Annotated in this window: 19 protein-coding genes; 8 read left to right on the forward strand and 11 right to left on the reverse strand. The window is 71.4% G+C overall.

The features are described from left to right. The first annotated feature begins 33 nt into the window (after positions 1 to 33). On the forward strand, positions 34 to 1,230 hold the full coding sequence (locus ACSC1Q_RS38800) for a pentapeptide repeat-containing protein (RefSeq protein WP_436763729.1): 1,197 nt from the start codon (positions 34 to 36) through the stop codon (positions 1,228 to 1,230). 62 nt (positions 1,231 to 1,292) lie between these two features. On the opposite strand, the gene ACSC1Q_RS38805 is transcribed toward ACSC1Q_RS38800, so the two are convergent. Further along, positions 1,293 to 1,793: a winged helix-turn-helix transcriptional regulator gene (locus ACSC1Q_RS38805; RefSeq protein WP_436763730.1), complete on the reverse strand. Its 501-nt coding sequence runs from the start codon at positions 1,791 to 1,793 to the stop codon at positions 1,293 to 1,295. 110 nt (positions 1,794 to 1,903) lie between these two features. Between ACSC1Q_RS38805 and ACSC1Q_RS38810 the strand changes: the two genes are divergently transcribed. Both ACSC1Q_RS38810 and ACSC1Q_RS38815 read left to right on the forward strand, forming a co-directional pair. Beyond that, positions 1,904 to 2,185 carry an SDR family oxidoreductase gene (locus ACSC1Q_RS38810; protein ID WP_436763731.1) on the forward strand — a complete coding sequence of 94 codons (282 nt, stop codon included), beginning with the start codon at positions 1,904 to 1,906 and terminating at the stop codon, positions 2,183 to 2,185. Between the two features lie 141 nt (positions 2,186 to 2,326). Next, positions 2,327 to 2,659 carry a nuclear transport factor 2 family protein gene (locus ACSC1Q_RS38815; RefSeq protein WP_436763732.1) on the forward strand — a complete coding sequence of 111 codons (333 nt, stop codon included), beginning with the start codon at positions 2,327 to 2,329 and terminating at the stop codon, positions 2,657 to 2,659. A 25-nt stretch (positions 2,660 to 2,684) separates the two neighbouring features. Here ACSC1Q_RS38815 and ACSC1Q_RS38820 read toward each other — a convergent pair whose 3' ends face one another. Further along, on the reverse strand, positions 2,685 to 4,079 hold the full coding sequence (locus ACSC1Q_RS38820) for an NAD(P)H-quinone dehydrogenase (protein WP_350975440.1): 1,395 nt from the start codon (positions 4,077 to 4,079) through the stop codon (positions 2,685 to 2,687). 153 nt (positions 4,080 to 4,232) lie between these two features. Here ACSC1Q_RS38820 and ACSC1Q_RS38825 point away from each other — a divergent pair, with 153 nt between their 5' ends. From ACSC1Q_RS38825 to ACSC1Q_RS38840, 4 genes are all read left to right on the forward strand, one after another. Next, on the forward strand, positions 4,233 to 4,685 hold the full coding sequence (locus tag ACSC1Q_RS38825; protein ID WP_344750057.1) for a gamma-glutamylcyclotransferase family protein: 453 nt from the start codon (positions 4,233 to 4,235) through the stop codon (positions 4,683 to 4,685). Positions 4,686 to 4,802: 117 nt separating this feature from the next. After that, on the forward strand, positions 4,803 to 6,047 hold the full coding sequence (chrA, locus tag ACSC1Q_RS38830; RefSeq protein WP_436763733.1) for a chromate efflux transporter: 1,245 nt from the start codon (positions 4,803 to 4,805) through the stop codon (positions 6,045 to 6,047). A 92-nt stretch (positions 6,048 to 6,139) separates the two neighbouring features. After that, entirely contained in the window at positions 6,140 to 6,943 is an 804-nt protein-coding gene (locus ACSC1Q_RS38835) for a purine-nucleoside phosphorylase (protein ID WP_436763734.1), read from the forward strand. 118 nt (positions 6,944 to 7,061) lie between these two features. Further along, on the forward strand, positions 7,062 to 8,705 hold the full coding sequence (locus ACSC1Q_RS38840; RefSeq protein ID WP_436763735.1) for a phospho-sugar mutase: 1,644 nt from the start codon (positions 7,062 to 7,064) through the stop codon (positions 8,703 to 8,705). Between the two features lie 31 nt (positions 8,706 to 8,736). On the opposite strand, the gene ACSC1Q_RS38845 is transcribed toward ACSC1Q_RS38840, so the two are convergent. The 5 genes from ACSC1Q_RS38845 to ACSC1Q_RS38865 all read right to left on the reverse strand — a co-directional run bounded on the left by ACSC1Q_RS38845 (position 8,737) and on the right by ACSC1Q_RS38865 (position 13,651). Continuing rightward, a complete protein-coding gene (locus ACSC1Q_RS38845) occupies positions 8,737 to 9,498 on the reverse strand; it encodes a hypothetical protein (protein ID WP_436763736.1) in 762 nt (253 codons plus the stop codon). Positions 9,499 to 9,537: 39 nt separating this feature from the next. Further along, complete coding sequence (locus ACSC1Q_RS38850; protein ID WP_436763737.1) at positions 9,538 to 10,617, reverse strand: adenosine deaminase; 1,080 nt, start codon at positions 10,615 to 10,617, stop codon at positions 9,538 to 9,540. 216 nt (positions 10,618 to 10,833) lie between these two features. Continuing rightward, a complete protein-coding gene (locus tag ACSC1Q_RS38855) occupies positions 10,834 to 11,190 on the reverse strand; it encodes a cupin domain-containing protein (RefSeq protein WP_436763738.1) in 357 nt (118 codons plus the stop codon). 78 nt (positions 11,191 to 11,268) lie between these two features. Further along, positions 11,269 to 11,889 carry an AMIN-like domain-containing (lipo)protein gene (locus ACSC1Q_RS38860; protein WP_436763739.1) on the reverse strand — a complete coding sequence of 207 codons (621 nt, stop codon included), beginning with the start codon at positions 11,887 to 11,889 and terminating at the stop codon, positions 11,269 to 11,271. Positions 11,890 to 12,127: 238 nt separating this feature from the next. After that, a complete protein-coding gene (locus tag ACSC1Q_RS38865) occupies positions 12,128 to 13,651 on the reverse strand; it encodes an MFS transporter (RefSeq protein WP_436763740.1) in 1,524 nt (507 codons plus the stop codon). A gap of 87 nt (positions 13,652 to 13,738) precedes the next feature. Here ACSC1Q_RS38865 and ACSC1Q_RS38870 point away from each other — a divergent pair, with 87 nt between their 5' ends. Further along, entirely contained in the window at positions 13,739 to 14,149 is a 411-nt protein-coding gene (locus ACSC1Q_RS38870) for a MarR family winged helix-turn-helix transcriptional regulator (RefSeq protein WP_436763741.1), read from the forward strand. A 165-nt stretch (positions 14,150 to 14,314) separates the two neighbouring features. Here the strand turns inward: ACSC1Q_RS38870 and ACSC1Q_RS38875 are convergent, their stop codons facing one another. The 4 genes from ACSC1Q_RS38875 to ACSC1Q_RS38890 all read right to left on the reverse strand — a co-directional run bounded on the left by ACSC1Q_RS38875 (position 14,315) and on the right by ACSC1Q_RS38890 (position 18,539). Further along, complete coding sequence (locus ACSC1Q_RS38875) at positions 14,315 to 15,595, reverse strand: thymidine phosphorylase (RefSeq protein ID WP_436763742.1); 1,281 nt, start codon at positions 15,593 to 15,595, stop codon at positions 14,315 to 14,317. Between the two features lie 2 nt (positions 15,596 to 15,597). Next, a complete protein-coding gene (locus tag ACSC1Q_RS38880) occupies positions 15,598 to 16,017 on the reverse strand; it encodes a cytidine deaminase (RefSeq protein ID WP_436763743.1) in 420 nt (139 codons plus the stop codon). Between the two features lie 96 nt (positions 16,018 to 16,113). Then, complete coding sequence (locus tag ACSC1Q_RS38885) at positions 16,114 to 17,394, reverse strand: ABC transporter permease (protein ID WP_436763744.1); 1,281 nt, start codon at positions 17,392 to 17,394, stop codon at positions 16,114 to 16,116. Beyond that, positions 17,391 to 18,539 carry an ABC transporter permease gene (locus ACSC1Q_RS38890; RefSeq protein ID WP_436763745.1) on the reverse strand — a complete coding sequence of 383 codons (1,149 nt, stop codon included), beginning with the start codon at positions 18,537 to 18,539 and terminating at the stop codon, positions 17,391 to 17,393. The genes ACSC1Q_RS38885 and ACSC1Q_RS38890 overlap by 4 nt, the downstream gene beginning before the upstream one ends. Positions 18,540 to 18,556: the final 17 nt, after the last annotated feature.

The raw sequence follows: 18,556 nt of genomic DNA on the forward strand, positions 1-18,556 counted from the left end.
GACACGATCGGGGCTGCTTTGAAGGAGGCTCCCGTGCGTCGTTCCATCCCCCTGGCTCTCATCGTCGCGATCTTCGCGCTGTCGGGGACAGTGATCTCTCCCGCCCAGGCCGCGGCCAGGCCGTGCAAGCCCGGTCAGGGTGTCAACCTGCGTGGCAAGGACTTCACCCGGGGTGCCCAGCTCCCGATCAGCCTGCGTTGCGCCGACCTGACCAAGGCCAAGCTGGACGGCGTGGAGCTGCTCCAGAAGGACCTCACCGGAGCGATCCTGCGCGGTGCCTCGCTCAAGCAGGCCAACCTCACCCAGGCCACGCTGAAGTACGCCGATCTGCGGAGTGCCGACTTCACCGAGGCCGACCTGGGACAGATGCACGCCGACCACGCCGACATGCGGGGCGCGATCCTGATCGACGCCGAGGCGGGGCAGGCGGAGTTCCCGCACGTGAACCTGACCGGGGCGACCCTGACCAGGGCCGAGCTGACCCAGGTCGACTTCACCAACGCCAAGCTGATCGACGCCGACCTGGAGGAGAGCACCCCCGGCCAGCTCAAGGCGCGCAAGGCCGACTTCACCCGGGCCAAGATGCGCGAGGCCAAGATGAGCCAGGCGAACCTGCGCAACGCGACGTTCAAGGACGCCGACGTGAGCGAGGCCGAGTTCACCCAGGCCGAGCTGGACGGCGCCGACTTCACCGGCGCGCTGGTGGAGGGCGCGTCCTTCGTCCAGGCCGACGACGTCGACCTCACCGGTTCCAAGGGCAAGCCCACCGGCATCACCGTCGCGGTGCCGACCTCGCTGCCCGATCTCGACATCTTCGGGACCGGGGAGACGGACGCCCCGGAGGCCGAGGCCGGTCCGGGGAGCGGCCCGTCCGTGGGGCTGGTCATGGTCGTGCTCAGCGCCGTGGGCCTGGCGCTGACCGTGGTGGCCTGGGGAGTTAGCGCCCAGCGGCGGACCCGGCGCAACGCCCGGTTCGTCCTGATGCGGCGCGGCGCCGAGGAGGACATCACCCGGCTGGGCGAGGGGATCGACCAGCTCGACTACGAGTTCCAGGTGAGCGGGCGCGGCGGCATGACCGCCGACCGCGACTGGCGCCTCGCGCTCGACGCCTACGAGGCGGCCAAGCAGGCTCTGCTGGTCGCCCGCCGCCCGGAGGAGCTGCACTTCGTGGCCCGCGCCGTCCGGGACGGCGGAGCCGCCCTGGACCGCCTCCGCTCCCGCGTGCACTGACAGGGCCAAAGGACGGGGCCGAGGGCCGGCGACCGTTCCCACAAGTACGCGAGGCCTGAAGGTCAGCGCCCGTTCCCGGAAGTACGGAGGTAGCGGGCGCGCATGGTCTCGCTCGCGACGGGACCGGCGGCGAAGACGAACTCCTCGCTGGAGTCGAGGCGACGGCCGGTGGCGGCGTCGACGACGGCGGGTTCGACCTCCTGGCCGGTGGCGGCGTCGACGAGGATCATGGCACGCTGCGACGGGTCGAGCCGGGAGTTGCCCCAGGCGGCCAGGGCGACGATCACCGGGCGCAGGGACCGGCCCAGCTCGGTCAGGACGTACTCGTGGCGGGTGGGGTTGCTCTGGTACGCACGGCGCTCCAGCAGCCCGTCGGCGACGAGGGTCTTGAGACGGCTGGTCAGCATGCTGGAGGAGATGCCCAGGTTCTCCTGGAACTCGTCGAAGCGGGTGTAGCCGTCGAAGGCGTCGTGCAGGATCAGCAGCGTCCACCACTCCCCGACGTGAGCCACCGTCGTCGACAGCGGGCATTCACGATCTTCCAGTCTGATCCGGCTCGCCACCGTGACCCCTCTCCGGATAGTTACTGCTAAAGTCGAAGTGACTCACTCCTATTTTAGCAGCAACTGGGGGTGCGGGCCTCGCCATGCCCGTACCCGGGACGGAGCACACCGTGGAGACCTTCATCGGCGACTCGCTCGGCGGAAGGCGCGCCCTGGTCACCGGCGGTACCAAGGGCACGGGCGCCGCCATCGCCAGGCGGCTAACGCGGGCCGGCATCGACAGGCGGGCCGCGCCGGAAAAGCTGATGGACTCCCTCGGAGGGATCCCCCTCGGCCGCCCCACCTTCCCGGAGGAGGTCGCCGAGCTCGCCGCGTTCCTCGTCTCCGACCGCGCCGCCTCCATCGTCGGCGCCGAACACGTCATCGACGGCGGCACCCTGCCGACCGTCTGACCCCGCTCACCGATCCACCGTCTGGCCCCATTCATCGGCCCGGCCGTCTGAGCCCGCTCACCGATCCACCACCTGGCCCCGCTCATCGGCCCGGCCGATCTCCCACCGATCTCACACACCGACACGGAAGGAAACATCCCCATGTCCGACGTACCCACCATCCCGAGCACCGTCCGCCGCTACTTCGAGCTGGCCGCCCTGCCCGACCAGGACGCCTACTTCGCGCTGTTCGAGGACGACGCGACCGTGGAGGACGAGGGCGCCGAGCATCACGGCATCGCCGCGATCCGCGCCTGGCGCACGAGTGTGCCCGATGTCACCTACACCGTCACCGGTGTCGATCTCACCGGCGACGGCGCCACCCTCGCCACCGCGGACATCTCCGGCGACTTCCCCGGCAGCCCGGTGACCCTGCGTTTCCGTTTCGAGTACGGCGACGACGGGCGCGTCCGCGTCCTTCGCATCCGTCCCTGACGGCGAGGTCACCCGGACGAACGGGTCAGATGCCGCTGGGGGTCATCGGCTGCATGAGGCGGCGGGCGGCCTCGGTGACGGAGCCGGACAGGGAGGGGTAGACCGCGAAGGTGTGGGCGATCTGGTCGACCGTCAGCCGCTGCTGTACGGCGACCGAGACCGCCAGGATCAGCTCCGACGCGCGGGGGGCGACCACCACACCGCCCAGGATGATTCCGGTGTTGGGGCGGCAGAACAGCTTCACGAAGCCGTCGTTGAAGCCCTGCATCTTGGCGCGGGCGTTGGTGGCCAGCGGCAGCTTGACGATGTTGGCCTCGATCTCGCCGTTCTCGATCGCCCGCTCGGCGATGCCCACGGCGGCGATCTCCGGGTCGGTGAAGATGGCGGAGGCGACGGTGGCCAGGCGGAGCGGGTGCACGGCCTCGCCGAGGGCGTGCCAGACGGCGATCCGGCCCTGCATCGCGGCGACCGAGGCGAGCATCAGCACCCCGGTGCAGTCTCCGGCCGCGTAGACGCCGGGCGCGGAGGTGCGGGAGACCTTGTCGACCTGGATGAAACCGCCCTTGTCGAGGGTGACCCCGGCCTCCTCAAGGCCAATCCCCGCGGTGTTGGGGACCATGCCGACCGTCATGAGGCAGTGGCTGCCCTCTGCGGTCCGGCCGTCCTCCAGGGTGACGACCACGCCGTCCGGGGTGCGCTTGACGGACTCGGCGCGGGAACGGCCCATCACGTTCATGCCCCGGCGCCGGTAGACCTCTTCGAGGACCTCGGCGGCGTCGGCGTCCTCGTTCGGCATCATGCGGTCGCGGGAGGAGACGAGCGTGACCTCCGAGCCCAGCGAGCGGTAGGCGCCCGCGAACTCCGCGCCCGTGACGCCGGAGCCGACCACGATGAGGTGCTCGGGCAGCTCCTCCAGGTCGTACAGCTGGCGCCAGGTGAGGATGCGCTCGCCGTCGGGCTCGGCGCCGGTCAGGATGCGCGGGGTCGCGCCGGTCGCCACGATGACGACGTCCGCGCGGATCGTCCGGTCTCCGGCCCTGACCACCTGCGGGTCGACGAGCCGTCCCGGGGCCTTGATCACCTCGACGCCCTCCGCCGCGAGCCGGGCGGCGATGTCGGCGGACTGCGCGCGGGCGAGATCCTTGACACGCCTGTTCACCAGCGGCATGTCGGCGATGACACCGCCGACGTCGCCGTCGGGGCCGCCGGTGTAGTGGACCCCCAGCATGCTGGCGTCGAGGAGCGCCTGCTTGCGCACCGAGGTGGCGATCAGCGTCTTGGACGGCACGCAGTCTGTGAGAACGCAGGCCCCTCCGGGGCCGTCCTGTTCGACCACGGTGACCTGCGCTCCCAGTTGGGCGGCGACCAGCGCCGCCTCGTATCCGCCGGGACCGCCACCGATGATCACTATCCTCGTCACATGGCCCATTCTCCCGCATGATGGAACCGGACCTCGCTCGGCATCCCTCTTAAACCACGAAACCCCCACAAAACCATCGGGATTCCACGGGACATCGGCGTGGCTTCGAAGCTGGGTGAGCGTCTCGCGGATCTTGGATTAGTGTTTGTCTCCGTGCCTGTCTACGCCGCTTACGGCAGCAACATGGACCCGAAGCAGATGGCCCAGCGGGCCCCTCACTCCCCGATCAGGGGGACGGGCTGGCTCCAGGGCTGGCGCCTGACCTTCGGCGGTAACGACCTGGGCTGGGAGGGCGCGCTCGCCTCCATCGTCGAGGATGCCGCCGACCAGGTTTTCGTCGTCCTCTACGACGTCCCCGAGTGGGACGAGAGCTCCCTCGACCAGTGGGAGGGCGCGGCCCGGGGCCTCTACCACAAGGTAAAGCTCCGGGTGCAGACCATGGAGGGCGAGGTCGTGGCGTGGTTCTACGTGCTCGACGGGTACGAGGGCGGGCTGCCCTCGGCCCGCTACCTCGGCATCCTGGCCGAGGCCGCCGAGCGCGCGGGTGCCCCCGACGACTACGTCAGGGAGCTGCGCGGCCGTCCCTGCACCTCCCTGGGGAGCTGAGGGCGACCTTCCCCGTGTCCGGTCAAGGCGTCATCGGCCGCACGCGAGCCCGCGCGGCACGTGGCGTTAACCAGCACGCCACCCCGCCTTCACCTGGAAAAATGCCATGATTCCAGGATGAGGGACGCACCTGTCGACGGCGGGGAGACCGGGCGCGGGTCCTCCCTGCGCGAGGTGACCTGGCTGTTCCTGCGGCTGGGCGTCATCGCCTTCGGCGGTCCGGCGGCGCACATCGCGATGATGCACGACGAGGTGGTACGGCGGCGCGGCTGGCTGACCGAGCAGCGCTTCCTCGACCTGGTCGGCGCGACCAACCTCATCCCCGGCCCCTCCTCCACGGAGCTGGCCATCCACCTCGGCCACGAGCGCGCCCGGTGGCGCGGCCTGGTGTCGGCCGGAGTCTGCTTCATCCTGCCCGCCGCGCTCATGGTCGGCGCGCTGGCGGCCCTGTACGTCCGCTACGGCCGCACCCCCGAGGTCACCGGGATCCTGTACGGCATCAGGCCGGTCGTCGTCGCGATCATCGCGTGGGCCCTGTTCTCCCTGGTCCGTACCGCGCTGAGGACCAGATATCTGTGGCTCCTGGCCGCAGGGGTCCTGACGGCCTACCTGCTCGGCGTGAACGAGCTGCTCCTGCTCGCCGCCGGGGGCCTGCTGACCATGGTCGCGCGGATGATCTCCGCCCGGCGTTCCCGCCCGCGCGGGCCCGGAGGGGAACCGCCCGGGAACGCCGGAGACGCTGGGAACACCGGGGACGCCGGGGACGGCTCGCGGACCGCGCGGGCGCTGCTGGCCGCGCCGCTGGCCCTGGCCGGTGGCCAGGACCCCGACCAGCTGCTCCGCCTCTTCCTCACCATGCTCAAGATCGGAGCCGTCCTGTACGGGAGCGGCTACGTCCTGCTCGCCTTCCTGGAGGGCGACTTCGTCGAGCGGCTCGGCTGGCTCACCGCCACCCAGCTCGCCGACGCCGTCTCGATCGGCCAGTTCACCCCGGGCCCGGTGTTCACCACGGCCACCTTCGTCGGCTACCTGGTCGCCGGAGCCCCGGGGGCCGTCCTCGCCACGGTGGCGATCTTCCTGCCGAGTTTCCTGCTGGTCGGGCTGCTCACCAGGATCACCGACCGGATCAGGTCGAGGGCCTGGTCGAGCGCGTTGCTCGACGGGGTGAACGCCGCCGCGCTGGCGCTGATGGCCGGAGTCGCGCTCCAGCTCGGCCGTACCTCCCTCGTCGATCCGCTCACCTGGGCGCTGACGGCCGGAACGCTGCTGGCGCTGTGGCGGACGAAGCTGAACTCGGCGTGGCTGATCGCGGCGGGGGCGGCGGTGGGTCTGATCTCGGTGATCGCCACCCGGCTCGGTTGACGGTTCGGTTCCACCGCCCCGGGCGGCCGTACCCTCCGTCGAGCAGGAGACACGGCGTGGCGCGAAGACGGATGACCGGTACGCTCAGTGACGTGACCAATGACCCTTACGCACTCGCCAACGACGCCGCGGACGCGCTGAGAAGCGCCGTCGGCGTGGATTCCTTCGACGTCGCGCTGGTGATGGGGTCCGGCTGGGTCCCGGCCGCCGACGCGATCGGCGAGACGGTCGCCGAGATCCCGGTGACCGACCTGCCCGGCTTCGCGCCACCCGCCGTGCAGGGCCACGCGGGCCGGATCCGTGCCGTGCGGACCGAGTCGGGCAAGAACGTACTGATCTTCCTCGGCCGCACCCATCTCTACGAGGGCCGCGGCGTGGAGCCGGTCGTGCACGGCGTACGGACCGCGATCAGGGCCGGGGCGGGCACGGTCGTGCTGACCAACGCCGCCGGGGGCCTGCGCCCCGAGACCCAGGAGGTCGGCGAGGCGGTACTGATCAGTGACCACATCAACCTGACCGGTGCGAGCCCGATCACCGGCGCCACCTTCGTCGACCTCACCGACGTCTACACCCCGCGCCTGCGCGCGCTGGCCCGCGAGGCCGACCCCTCCCTGGCCGAGGGCGTCTACGTGGCCTTCCGCGGCCCGACGTACGAGACCCCGGCCGAGGTCCGCATGTGCCGCGTCCTCGGCGGCGACATGGTGGGCATGTCCACCGTGCTGGAGGCCATCGCGGCCCGCGAGGGCGGCGCCGAGGTGCTGGGCATCTCCCTGGTCACCAACCCGGGTGCCGGGCTGGTGGGCGAGCCGCTCAACCACGAGGAGGTGCTGGAGGTCGGCCGGGCCACCGCCACGCGCATGGGCGGCCTGCTCGCCAAGGTCGTCGGCAAGCTGTAGGACGGCGGGCGACGTCCGGCTTTCGAGAATCACCCTGGTTGCAGGGATCAAAGGGATCAAAGGGATCAACAGGAGGCGGGCCCGGCGAGCGGACGGGCCCCCGCCCCGAGAGGTGACGATGAGCAGCGATCTCGCAGGGCTCGCCCGTTCCTGGCTGGCCCAGGACCCCGACCCCGACACGCGCGCCGAGCTGGCGAAGCTGCTGGAGAGCGGCGACGGCGACGCGCTGCGCGAGCGGTTCGGGTCCAGGCTGGAGTTCGGCACCGCCGGGCTCCGGGGCGAGCTGGGCGCCGGGCCCAACCGGATGAACCGGGTGACGGTCATGCGCGCCGCGGCCGGGCTGGCCCGCGTCCTCGGTCCCGGCAGGCATGTCGTGATCGGCTACGACGCCCGGCACAAGTCGGACGCCTTCGCCCGCGACACCGCGGCCGTGCTCACCGGGGCCGGGCTGCGCGCCTCGGTCCTCCCCGGGCCGCTGCCCACCCCCGTGCTGGCCTTCGCCGTCCGCCACCTCGGCGCCGACGCGGGCGTGACCGTCACCGCCAGCCACAACCCGCCCCGCGACAACGGCTACAAGGTCTACTGGGGCGACGGCTCCCAGATCGTGCCACCGGTGGACGCGGAGATCTCCGCCGCCATCGACGCGACGGGGCCGGTCTCCGAGCTGCCCCTCGGCTCCCCCGGTGACCCCTCCTGGAACGAGCTGGACGACGGCGTCGTGGCCGCCTACCTGGAGGCGGTGACCGCGCTCCCGATCGGCGACGCACGCGAGCTGCGGGTGGCGTACACCCCGCTGCACGGCGTGGGCGGCGACACCCTGGCCAGGGCCTTCGTCGCCGCCGGGTTCGACGCGCCCGCGACCGTCGGGGCGCAGGCCGAGCCCGACCCCGACTTCCCCACCGTCGCCTTCCCCAACCCGGAGGAGCCCGGCGCGATGGACCTCGCGCTGGAGCTCGCGGAACGGGTCGGCGCCGATCTGATCCTGGCCAACGACCCCGACGCGGACCGCTGCGCGGTGGGCGTGCCACTGCCCGGCGGCGGCTACCGGATGCTGACCGGCGACGAGGTGGGCGCCCTGCTGGGCGAGCACGTGATCCGGCGGACCTCGGGCGACGGCCGTCTGGTGGCGACCACCATCGTGTCCTCGTCCCTGCTCGGCAAGATCGCGGCCGGGTACGGGGTGCGCTACGCCGAGACCCTGACCGGCTTCAAGTGGATCATGAAGGCCGGTGCGGGCCTGCTGTTCGGGTACGAGGAGGCGCTGGGCTACAGCGTCGGATCCGACCTGGGGCTGCCCGTGCACGACAAGGACGGCATCGGTGCGGCGCTGGTCGTGGCCGGGATCGCCGCGCGGGCCAAGCTGGAGGGGCGCGGCCTGCTCGACCTCCTGGACGACCTGGCACGCCGTCACGGCCTGCACGCCACGTCCCAGCTGTCGTTCCGGGTGGCCGACCTGTCGCTGATCACCGGGGCGATGGCCCGCCTGCGGGCCACGCCGCCCGCGCGGCTCGGCGGTCGCGAGGTCGAGACGGCCGACGACCTGAGCCTCGGCGCGGGCGGGCTGCCGCCCACCGACGGCCTCCGCTACCACCTGGCCGGGGGCGCCCGGGTCGTCGTCCGCCCCTCGGGTACCGAGCCCAAGCTCAAGTGCTACCTGGAGGTCGTGGTCCCGGTGACCGGCGAGGTCTCCGCCGCCCGTGCGCGGGCCGTACGGGATCTCGACGCCCTGAAGGCCGACCTGACCGAGGCGCTCGGCCTCTGACCGTCAGGCCGGAAACCGTCGGCTGTCAGACTCAGACGAGGAAGGCGGCGACCACCAGCAGGACCGTCACCGCGAATGCCGCCAGGGCACTCGGCGCCCAGGTCACCTTGAGCCCGCCGGTCACCGCCCCGGCGTCGGTTCCCGTACCGGTGTCGCTTCCCGTACCGGTGCCGGTAGCGGTTCCGGCCTCGGGCTCCGCCCCGGTCACCGCCGAAGCCCCGGTCACCGCTGAAGCGTCGGCCGTCGCCGAAGTCCCGGACGCCTTCCTGGTCTCGGCCAGCGCGGCCGCGCGCCTGGCGGCTTCCGCGCGTTCGGTGATCTGCTCGGCCACCCAGTCGGCGTGGGTCTTTCCCGCCAGCGCCTCGGCCGCGGCCTGCTCGCCCTTCGGGCGGACCGGCTCGGTCCTGAAACGGCCCCGCGCGGACGTGGGCCGCCCCCTGCGCGCCGCCGCCGCCCGCTCCCTGGCCGAGGCCTGCGGCACCCAGCAGCGGACCTTCTCAGCACCGGAGACGATCGTGACCGAGTGGGAGACCGTGACCTCGTCCACGTCCCGCCAGGCCACGAAGGCGTTCCTCAGCGGGTTGCGGACCAGGACGCCCTCCTCGGACAGGATGACCGCCGGGCGCAGGCAGGTGACGAGGACCAGCGCGGTCAGCGCCCCCAGCACCGCCGCGGCGACCATCGACGCCTGCCCGCTGTAGCGGACGATCAGATCGACCGCGTTGAACGCGGCGAAGGCCATCCAGACCCAGCCGACGACCGTCGCGAGGGTGGAGCGGAACACCTGCTTCATCGGAAAAGGCTCACTTCACTCGTACGAGCCCGTTCACGCCTACGCCTGCCACTTGAGGCGCGCGAAACCGGGCTTGATGACACCGTTGATGAGCGACAGGCGCTCGTCGAACGGCAGGAACGCGGACTTCATGGCGTTGACGGTGAACCACAGCATGTCGTCCCAGCCGTAGCCGAACGCCTCCGACAACTTGGCGAACTCCTCGGAGACGGACGTACCGCTCATCAGCCGGTTGTCGGTGTTGACCGTGACCCGGAAGTTCAGGCGGCGCAGCAGGCCGATCGGGTGCTCGGCGATGGAGGCCGCCGCGCCGGTCTGCAGGTTGGAAGTCGGGCACATCTCCAGCGGGATGCGCTTGTCCCGGACGTAGGCCGCCAGACGGCCCAGCTTGGGCTCCCCGTCGTCCTGGACGGCGATGTCGTCGATGATCCGTACGCCGTGACCGAGCCGGTCGGCGCCGCACCACTGGATCGCCTGCCAGATCGACGGCAGGCCGAACGCCTCGCCCGCGTGGATGGTGAAGTGGGCGTTCTCCCGCTGGAGGTATTCGAAGGCGTCCAGGTGGCGGGTGGGAGGGTAGCCCGCCTCCGCTCCGGCGATGTCGAACCCGGCCACCCCGGCGTCGCGGTAGCGGACCGCGAGTTCGGCGATCTCCATGGACCTGGCCTGGTGGCGCATCGCGGTGAGCAGCGTGCCCACCCGGATGCCACGGCCCGCGGAACCGGTGCTGAAGCCCTCCTGCACGGCCTCGATGACCTCTTCGAGGCTCAGGCCCGCGGAGGTGTGCTGCTCGGGCGCGTAACGCACCTCGGCGTAGACGACGCCGTCGTCCGCCAGGTCCTCCGCGCACTCGGCGGCGACCCTGACCAGCGCCTCGCGCGTCTGCATGACGCCGACCGTGTGATCGAAGGTCTCCAGGTAGCGCTCCAGCGAGCCGGAGTCGGCGGACTCCCTGAACCAGGCGCGCAGGCTCTCCGTCTCGGTCGCGGGCAGCCTGTCGTAGCCCGTCTCGCGGGCCAGGTCGATGATGGTCTCCGGCCGCAGGCCACCGTCGAGATGATCGTGGAGCAACACCTTCGGAGCCAGGCGGATCTGCTCGAAAGTGGGTAGCTGACTCATTTCGCAACCTTACCGTCAGTAGCCTGACCGGCCGGCCCGCGCGGAGACGCCGCCACGGCCCGGCCTCGGGATGTTCACACGGGTGTCCCCTCCCGGGGGACGTCGCGCCGATCCCGGCACGGAGACGCCGGGATCGGCGCGCGACGAGCCGTCACCGGTCGTCGCAGGCCGTGACTCGCCGTTCCGTCACGCGCCGTCCTGTCACGCGCCGTTCCGTCACTCGTCGTCGCGGTTGACGGTCTCCGGGGAGAAGGCGGGCAGGCAGACGGCGACGTACTCGGCACCGTCGGGGCCGGAGCTGTAGCGGATCCGCTCCCCCGGCTCGCACACGAACACCTGCCCCACGCCGACCTCGGTGGCGCCTCCGTCGTGCTCCACGATGACGGTGCCCTTGAGTACCAGCGTGTACTCGGTGAACTCCGGTGTCTGGGCGGGCTCGTCCCACCCGGCCGGGGCCTTCATGTGCGCGATCGAGATCCCGGCGTCACCGGTGTTGGCCAGACCGACGTATTCGTCGATCGTCTTGCCCCCCGGAACGGGAATCCGTGTCGCGCTATCGATTTTGCGTACCATCGGACCAGTCTGTCACCGGTCTCAAGCCGTGACGCCTCTCCGCCCCCTGCGCCTTCGGTACGTGACCTCGGTACGCGGTCAGTGCGCGATGTCGACGACCAGCCGGTACGGGTTCCTCTGCTCCAGCACCCGGAACGGCGCCTTGCGGTCGAGGACGACGCCCACGCTCACCACGCCCTCGAAGTCGCCCGTCCTGACCACGTTCTGGACGTTGCCCAGCTTGGTCTGGAAGATCGGCCCGCCTGTCCAGGTGGGTTTGCCCGCCTCGGTGTGCGCGACGGCCGGGGTGATCGTCAGCTGCAGGTAGGCCCCGCCCTTGACGTCGACCTGATCTCCCGAGCCGTCCTGGACGAGCTTTGGCACCCACCGCGCGGTGTAGCCGGGCAGGTCGCCCTTGATGTCGATCACCACCCGGTCGAACCCCTTGTGCTTCCCGAACCGGGCTCCGGTGACGGTCGGCTGGGTGTCGACGGCACGGTCGACCTTGACCTCCCTGGTGCTCGTCGGCGGAAGCAGCCCGGCCGCGACGGCGGAGGGAGTGGAGGGCGCGGGGGGCGTGGGGGACGGTGTGGTCGTCACCGGATCCGCCGGGGACGCTGGGGGCGCCGAGGACGGGGTCGCGGTCTGTGTGGCCGAGCCACAGCCGACCGCCAGCAGGAACGGGGAGAGGAGCGCGAGGGAAACGAGGGTGCGGTTCATGTGAGCCTCCTGCCCCGTTAGATGCTCAGGTCTCCGGAGAGGTTCACCCCCGGCCGTCCGCGTGCGCCCTGGCCGGATCGTGACACCTCGCCGAGGGGGGAGTCAAGCACCCGGGTCGTGGCGGGGAGGGCCGCGAGTCGCGGCGGAGAGGGCCGTGGGGAGTGCGGGGATTCGCGCCCCCGTCCCTGTCCCCGTGTGGGACGGGGGCGCGAGTGGTGCCCGCTGAAGCCGACCCGCCCTAGACGGTCTCCGGCACCTTCGCCCCCTCCCCCTCGGCGGGCGCGCGGCGGGCGCGGAGGCCGGTGAGGGCGACCAGCAGGCCGACCACGGCGAGGATCCCCGAGACCGTGATCGCGGCACGGAAGGTGCCGATGGGGTCGGCCCCCGTACCCGAGGTGAGGACCGCCGTCACGACGGCCAGCACGACCGCCCCGCCGACCTGCCCCGAGGTGTTGAGCAGCCCCGAGGCCAGGCCCTGCTCGTCGTCGGCCACCCCGTTGGTGGCCTGGATGTTCAACGAGGGGAAGGACAGGGCGAACGCGATGCCCAGCAGGACCATGCCGGGGATGATCAGCGTTGCCAGGCTGGGCTCGCCGTTGATCCGGAGGAAGAACGCGTACCCGGCGGCGAGGGCCGCCGAGCCGATCACGATCAGCCTGGCGGTGCCGAACCGGTCGGCCAGCTTGCCCATCCTGGTGGAGGTCACCGCCACCAGGAGTCCGGCGGGCAGGAAGGCGAGCGCGGTCTCCAGGGCCGACCAGCGCAGGAAGTTCTGGAAGTACTGCATGGCGACGAACTGGAACCCGACGTAGGAGCCGAACAGGATCACGAGTCCCAGGTTCGCGCGGACGATGGGGCCGGAGCGCAGGATGCCGAGGCGTACCAGCGGGTGCTTGACGCGCTGTTCGGTGAGGACGAAGACGGCCAGCAGCAGGGCGGCTCCCAGCAGCGAGGCGATCGTGCGCGGCGAGCCCCAGCCCGCGCCGGGCGCCTCCACCACGGCGTAGACGAGCAGCAGCATGGAACCGGTGATCGTGACGGCGCCGATGAGGTCGTGACCGCCCTCGGCGCGCTCCTCCCGCTGCTTGGGAAGGAACCTCAGGGCCGCGACCAGCGCGATGATCGCGACGGGGACCGGCATGAGGAACGTCCAGCGCCAGCCGAGCTCGGTCAGGAATCCGGAGATGACCAGGCCCAGGGAGAACCCGCTGGCGCCTGAGGCGGTGAAGACGCTGAGAGCCCTGTTGCGGGCAGGTCCCTCGGCGAAGGTCGTGGTGATGATGGAGAGCGCGGCGGGCGCGGTGAAGGCCGCGCTGACGCCCTTGACGAAGCGGGCCGCGATCAGGAGCGTGCCGTCGTTGACGAGGCCGCCGAGGAGCGAGGCCACGGCGAAGACCGCGAGGGCGACCAGGAAGACCCTGCGACGCCCGAGCAGGTCGGCGGTCCGGCCGCCGAGGAGGAGCAGCCCGCCGTAGCCGAGCACGTAGCCGCTGACGACCCACTGCAGGGAGGACGTGGACAGCCCCAGGTCCGCCTGGATGGACGGCAGGGCGACTCCCACCATCGAGACGTCGAGCGCGTCGAGGAAGATCACGGCGCAGAGCACGGTGAGCGCGGCCCACAGGCCCGCGCCCCAGCGCTCGCCGGGCGGCGCGACGGGCGCCACCGGCGGTGCCGGAGAAACGGGCGCGGCGGAGGGAGCAGGCGAAACAGATGCGACCGACGGATCAGGAGGAGCCGTCGAGGTCGGTGAAGGGGTCATGTCGTCCGACAATACATGCAAGCACATCTAATGCAAAAGCATTTAATTCCTGTGCATTTAATGTTCACGCATGGTACGATCCGCGGCATGAACGAGGAGGACCCGGTCCACGCGTGGCGTGAGGTGCTCGCCAAGCACGCCACGACCGCCTGCGCGCTGGAACGCGAACTCTCCGAACGACACCGGCTCGGCATGAGCGAGTTCGAGGTCCTGGAGCGGATGGTCGAGGGCGGCCAGGGCAAATACCGGGTTCAGGAGATCGCCGACGCGGTCCATCTGAGCCAGAGCGCCTGCTCCCGGCTGATCGCCCGCCTGGAGAAGGCGGGCCTGGTGACCCGCCGCATCTGCGAGGACGACCGGCGCGGCATCTTCGTCGGCATCACCGAGGACGGCCGCGAGCGCCACGCGACCGCCCTGCCCACCCACCGCGCCGTGATCTGCGAGATCTTCGGCTCACCGGCCCGTGAGGCGGACCGGGCCGGCGTCCCGGCCCGCTGAGCACATCGAGAGGCGAACCGGGAGGGCGTCCCGCCCGCGAGACACATCGGAAGGCGGACCAGGCGAGCGTCCCGGACCCGCCGAACGCGTCAGGAGAGCGTCCCCGACCGCGAAACGACCAGACCGAACCGGGTCAGATCGGGTCGAATCGGGAAGGCGCCGACGTCAGGCGGTGACGCGGTCGATCACCAGGGGCAGCAGGTCCGGGCCAGCGGTCTCGCCGACGGTGTAGGCGCCTTCCAGGGCGGCGAGCGCCCGCTCGAAGCGCACGGTCTCGTCGGCGTGCAGCGTCATCAGCGGCTGCCCCGCGCGGACCAGGTCCCCCGGCTTGGCGTGCAGCACGATGCCCGCGCCGAACGACACCGGGTCCTCCTTGCGCGCCCGGCCCGCGCCGAGCCGCCAGGCCGCCAGGCCCACGCCGTACGCGTCGAGCCTGGACAGCACGCCCGACGAGGGCACGGTGATCTCCATCGTCTCGGCGGCCCTGGGCAACAGGGCGTCGGGGTCGCCGCCCTGGGCGGCGATCATCCGGCGCCAGGCGTCCATCGCCGAACCGTCCGCGAGGGCGCGCTCGGGATCCTTGCCCCCGGACAGGCCCGCCGCCCGGAGCATCTCCCGCGCCAGCCGCACGGTCAGCTCGACCACGTCGGCGGGCCCGCCTCCGGCGAGCACCTCGACCGACTCGGTGACCTCCAGGGCGTTGCCCACGGCCCGGCCCAGCGGCCGGTCCATCGCGGTCAGCAGCGCGACCGTGTTGACCCCGGCGTCGGTGCCGAGCTCGACCATGGTCGTGGCCAGCTCGCGGGCCTGCTCCACGGTCTTCATGAAGGCCCCGGAACCGACCTTGACGTCCAGGACGAGCGCGCCGGTGCCCTCCGCGATCTTCTTCGACATGATCGAGGAGGCGATCAGCGGGATCGCCTCGACGGTGCCGGTGACGTCGCGGAGCGCGTACAGCTTCTTGTCGGCGGGGGCGAGGCCGTCTCCGGCCGCGCAGATGACCGCTCCGGCCTTGCCGAGCACGTCGAGCATCCCGCCGCTGGACAGGGACGCCTGCCAGCCGGGGATGGACTCCAGCTTGTCCAGGGTGCCGCCGGTGTGGCCGAGTCCCCTGCCGGACAGCTGGGGCACGTACCCCCCGCACGCGGCGACCAGCGGCGCCAGCGGCAGCGTGATCTTGTCACCGACGCCGCCGGTGGAGTGCTTGTCGGTGGTGGCCCCCGGCAGCGACGACCAGTCCATCCTGGACCCGGAGCGGATCATGGCCTGGGTCCATTCGGCGATCTCCCGCCGGTTCATGCCGTTGAGCAGGATCGCCATCGCGAGCGCGGACATCTGCTCGTCGGCGACGACACCCTTGGTGTAGGCGTCGATCACCCAGTCGATCTGCTCCGCCGACAGCTCCCCGCCGTCCCTCTTGGTGACGATGACGTCGATGGCGTCCATGCTCAGGCCCCCCGGCTCAGGTCGTCGGGCCCGAAGGCGTAGGGGAGGATCTCCGCCATCGGCTTCGGGCCGTCGATGGTCTCCAGCAGCAACTCGGGGCCGCCGAACTCGTACAGAAGCTGGCGGCACCTGCCGCACGGCATGAGGAGCTCCTCGTGCCCGTCGACGCAGGTGAACGCGACGAGACGGCCGCCGCCCGTGGCCCGCAGCGAGGACACCAGGCCGCACTCGGCGCACAGCCCGAGGCCGTAGGAGGCGTTCTCGACGTTGCAGCCGGACACGATCCGCCCGTCGTCCACCAGCGCGGCGGCGCCGACGGGAAACTTGGAGTAGGGGGCGTAGGCGTGGCCCATGGCCCGCACGGCCTCGGCCTTCAACGCCGCCCAGTCGATGTCCGCTCCGGTGCCCGTCTCGGTGCTCATCCCGCCGCCCGTCTCGGCGCCTGTCCCGCTGCCAGTCTCACTGCCCGTCTCACCGCTCATCGAATCAGATCCGCTCGTGAGGTGCCGCGTGATGGTTCACTTGCCCTGTCCCCTGCGGTACGGCACGCCGACGGCGGCCGGTGCGCGGAGCCGCTGCGCCGCCAGCGACAGCACCAGCAGCGTGGTGATGTGCGGGGTGACCGAGGTGAACTCCGAGGGGATGGAGTCGGTCAGCGCGAACACCACGAACACGGCGACCGTCGCGACCCCGGTGATCAGCGCGGCCCGCGCCCGGTTCTGCCGTACGAGCTGGTACACCGCGACCGCGGCGAGCAGGATCGTCACCACGAGCAGCAGCGCGTGCACCGACTCGCCGCCCCTGCGCAGCTGGAGCGCGTCGGTGTAGCCGAACAGCAGGGCTCCGCCGGCCAGCCCTCCCGGCCGCCAGTTACCGAAGATCATCGCGGCGAGGCCGATGAAGCCGCGCCCGCCGGTCTGTCCCTCGCGGTAGGCGCTGGCGGCCACCTGCGCGAGGAACGCGCCGCCGATGCCCGCCAGGGCACCGGAGATGAGCACCGCGATGTACTTGTAGGTGTAGACGTTGACGCCCAGCGACTCCGCGGCCACCGGGCTCTCCCCGCAGGAGCGCAGGCGCAGGCCGAACGCCGTACGCCACAGCACGTAGTACGAGAGCGGGATGAGCAGGATCGCCAGGATCGTCAGCAGCGAGACGTTCGTGGTCAGGCCGCGCAGGATGCCCGCCACGTCCGACAGCAGGAACCACTGCTTGGCCTCCAGCGTCCTGAGCGGGTCACCGATCCACGGCACGCTCACCACACCGGGCTTGGGCACGGGAGGCGACTGGGAGTCGCCGCCGCCCGGCATCTCGGCGAAGGTGACCTTGGACAGGAACTGGGTGACGCCCTGGCCCAGGATGGTGATCGCGACACCGGAGATGATGTGGTCGACGCCGAACGTCACGGTGGCGATCGCGTGCAGCAGGCCGCCCAGGGCCCCGCCGATCGCGCCCGCGAGGACTCCGGCCCACGGGTTGCCGAACTGGAGCGCGCCCCAGGCGCCGCACCAGGTACCCATGATCATCATGCCTTCGAGGCCGATGTTGACCACCCCGGCCCGCTCGGCCCACAGGCCGCCGAGGGCGGCGAGGCCGATGGGGATGGCGAGCGCGATGGAGGCGTTGATCGCGCCCGCGGAGGTGAGGTCGACGGCGCCGGTGACGGTCCGCGTGAACGAGAGCAGCAGGACGAGCGCGCCGAGGGCGAGCAGCAGGACCCGCCAGGTGAGCCTGAACCTGCGGGCGGGGGTCTTCGGCTCCAGGAAGGGAGCCTCCGGGGTGGCGAGGGCGCCCTGGCTCATGCCGGCGTTCCTTCCCTGGTCGGGGTGGGGCTCGCCAGCTGGCGGCTCACCCGGCGCTGCTCGGCGGAGATCTGGTAGCGGTGCACCAGCTCGTAGGCGATGATCACCGAGAGCACGATCGTGCCCTGCATGATGGTGACGATGTCCGGGGAGATCTTCTGGATCTGCAGGATGCCCCCGGAGGTGTCGAGGAAGGCCCACAGCAGGGCGCCGAACGCGATGCCGACCGGGTGGTTGCGGCCGAGCAGCGCGATCGCGATGCCGACGAAGCCGAGGCCGGGGGGGAAGTCCAGGCTGTAGCTGTAGGAGGCGCCGAGCAGCTGCGGCATGCCGACCAGGCCCGCCATCCCGCCGGACAGGACCATCGAGATGAGGATCATCCGCTTGACGTTGACGCCGCTCGCCACCGCGGCCGTCTCCGAGCGGCCGGTGGCGCGCAGGTCGAAGCCGAAGCGGGTCCGGTTGATCACCACGTGGTAGAGGACACCCATCACGACCGACAGGATGATCAGGCCGAACACCTTCGTCTGGGTGCCGGAGACGATCGCCAGACCGGGCACCTGGCCGGAGGGACCGATCGGGCTGGTGCCGATGTTGTTGCTGCCCGCGACCTCGACCGCGAGGCGTTCCTTGTTGAGCAGCCAGGCGCCGAGCGAGGTGGCGATGGCGTTCAGCATGATCGTGGAGATGACCTCGCTCACCCCCCGCCGTACCTTGAGCAGCGCGGCGATCGAGGCCCATCCGGCGCCGACCAGCACCGCGACGAACATGATCAGCGCGACGTGCAGCGGGGCGGGCAGGGTGACCGCGCCGCCGACGGCCGCTGCGGTGAGCGCCGCCAGGCGGTACTGGCCGTCGACGCCGATGTTGAAGAGGTTCATCCTGAACCCGATCGCCACCGCGAGCGCGGACAGGTAGAAGTACGTCGCGGCGTTCAGGGTGAGCACGATCGAGCGCGGCCGGATGGCGTACTCGCCCATGCTGACCAGCGTGTCGATCGGCGGGGCGCCGATGATCGTCAGGATGACCATGGTGATCAGCGCGGCGAACACGATGGCGACGAGCGGGGCGGCGAGCGAGAGCAGCCCCGTCGGCGAGACCCGTCCGAGCAGCCGGTCGGTGAAGGTGGATTTTTCCTGGCTCATCCGCGCGTCCCCGAGGG

It is taken from the genome of Streptosporangium heterodermiicola (assembly GCF_051390675.1).
In the GTDB taxonomy this organism is placed as follows: Bacteria; Actinomycetota; Actinomycetes; order Streptosporangiales; family Streptosporangiaceae; genus Streptosporangium.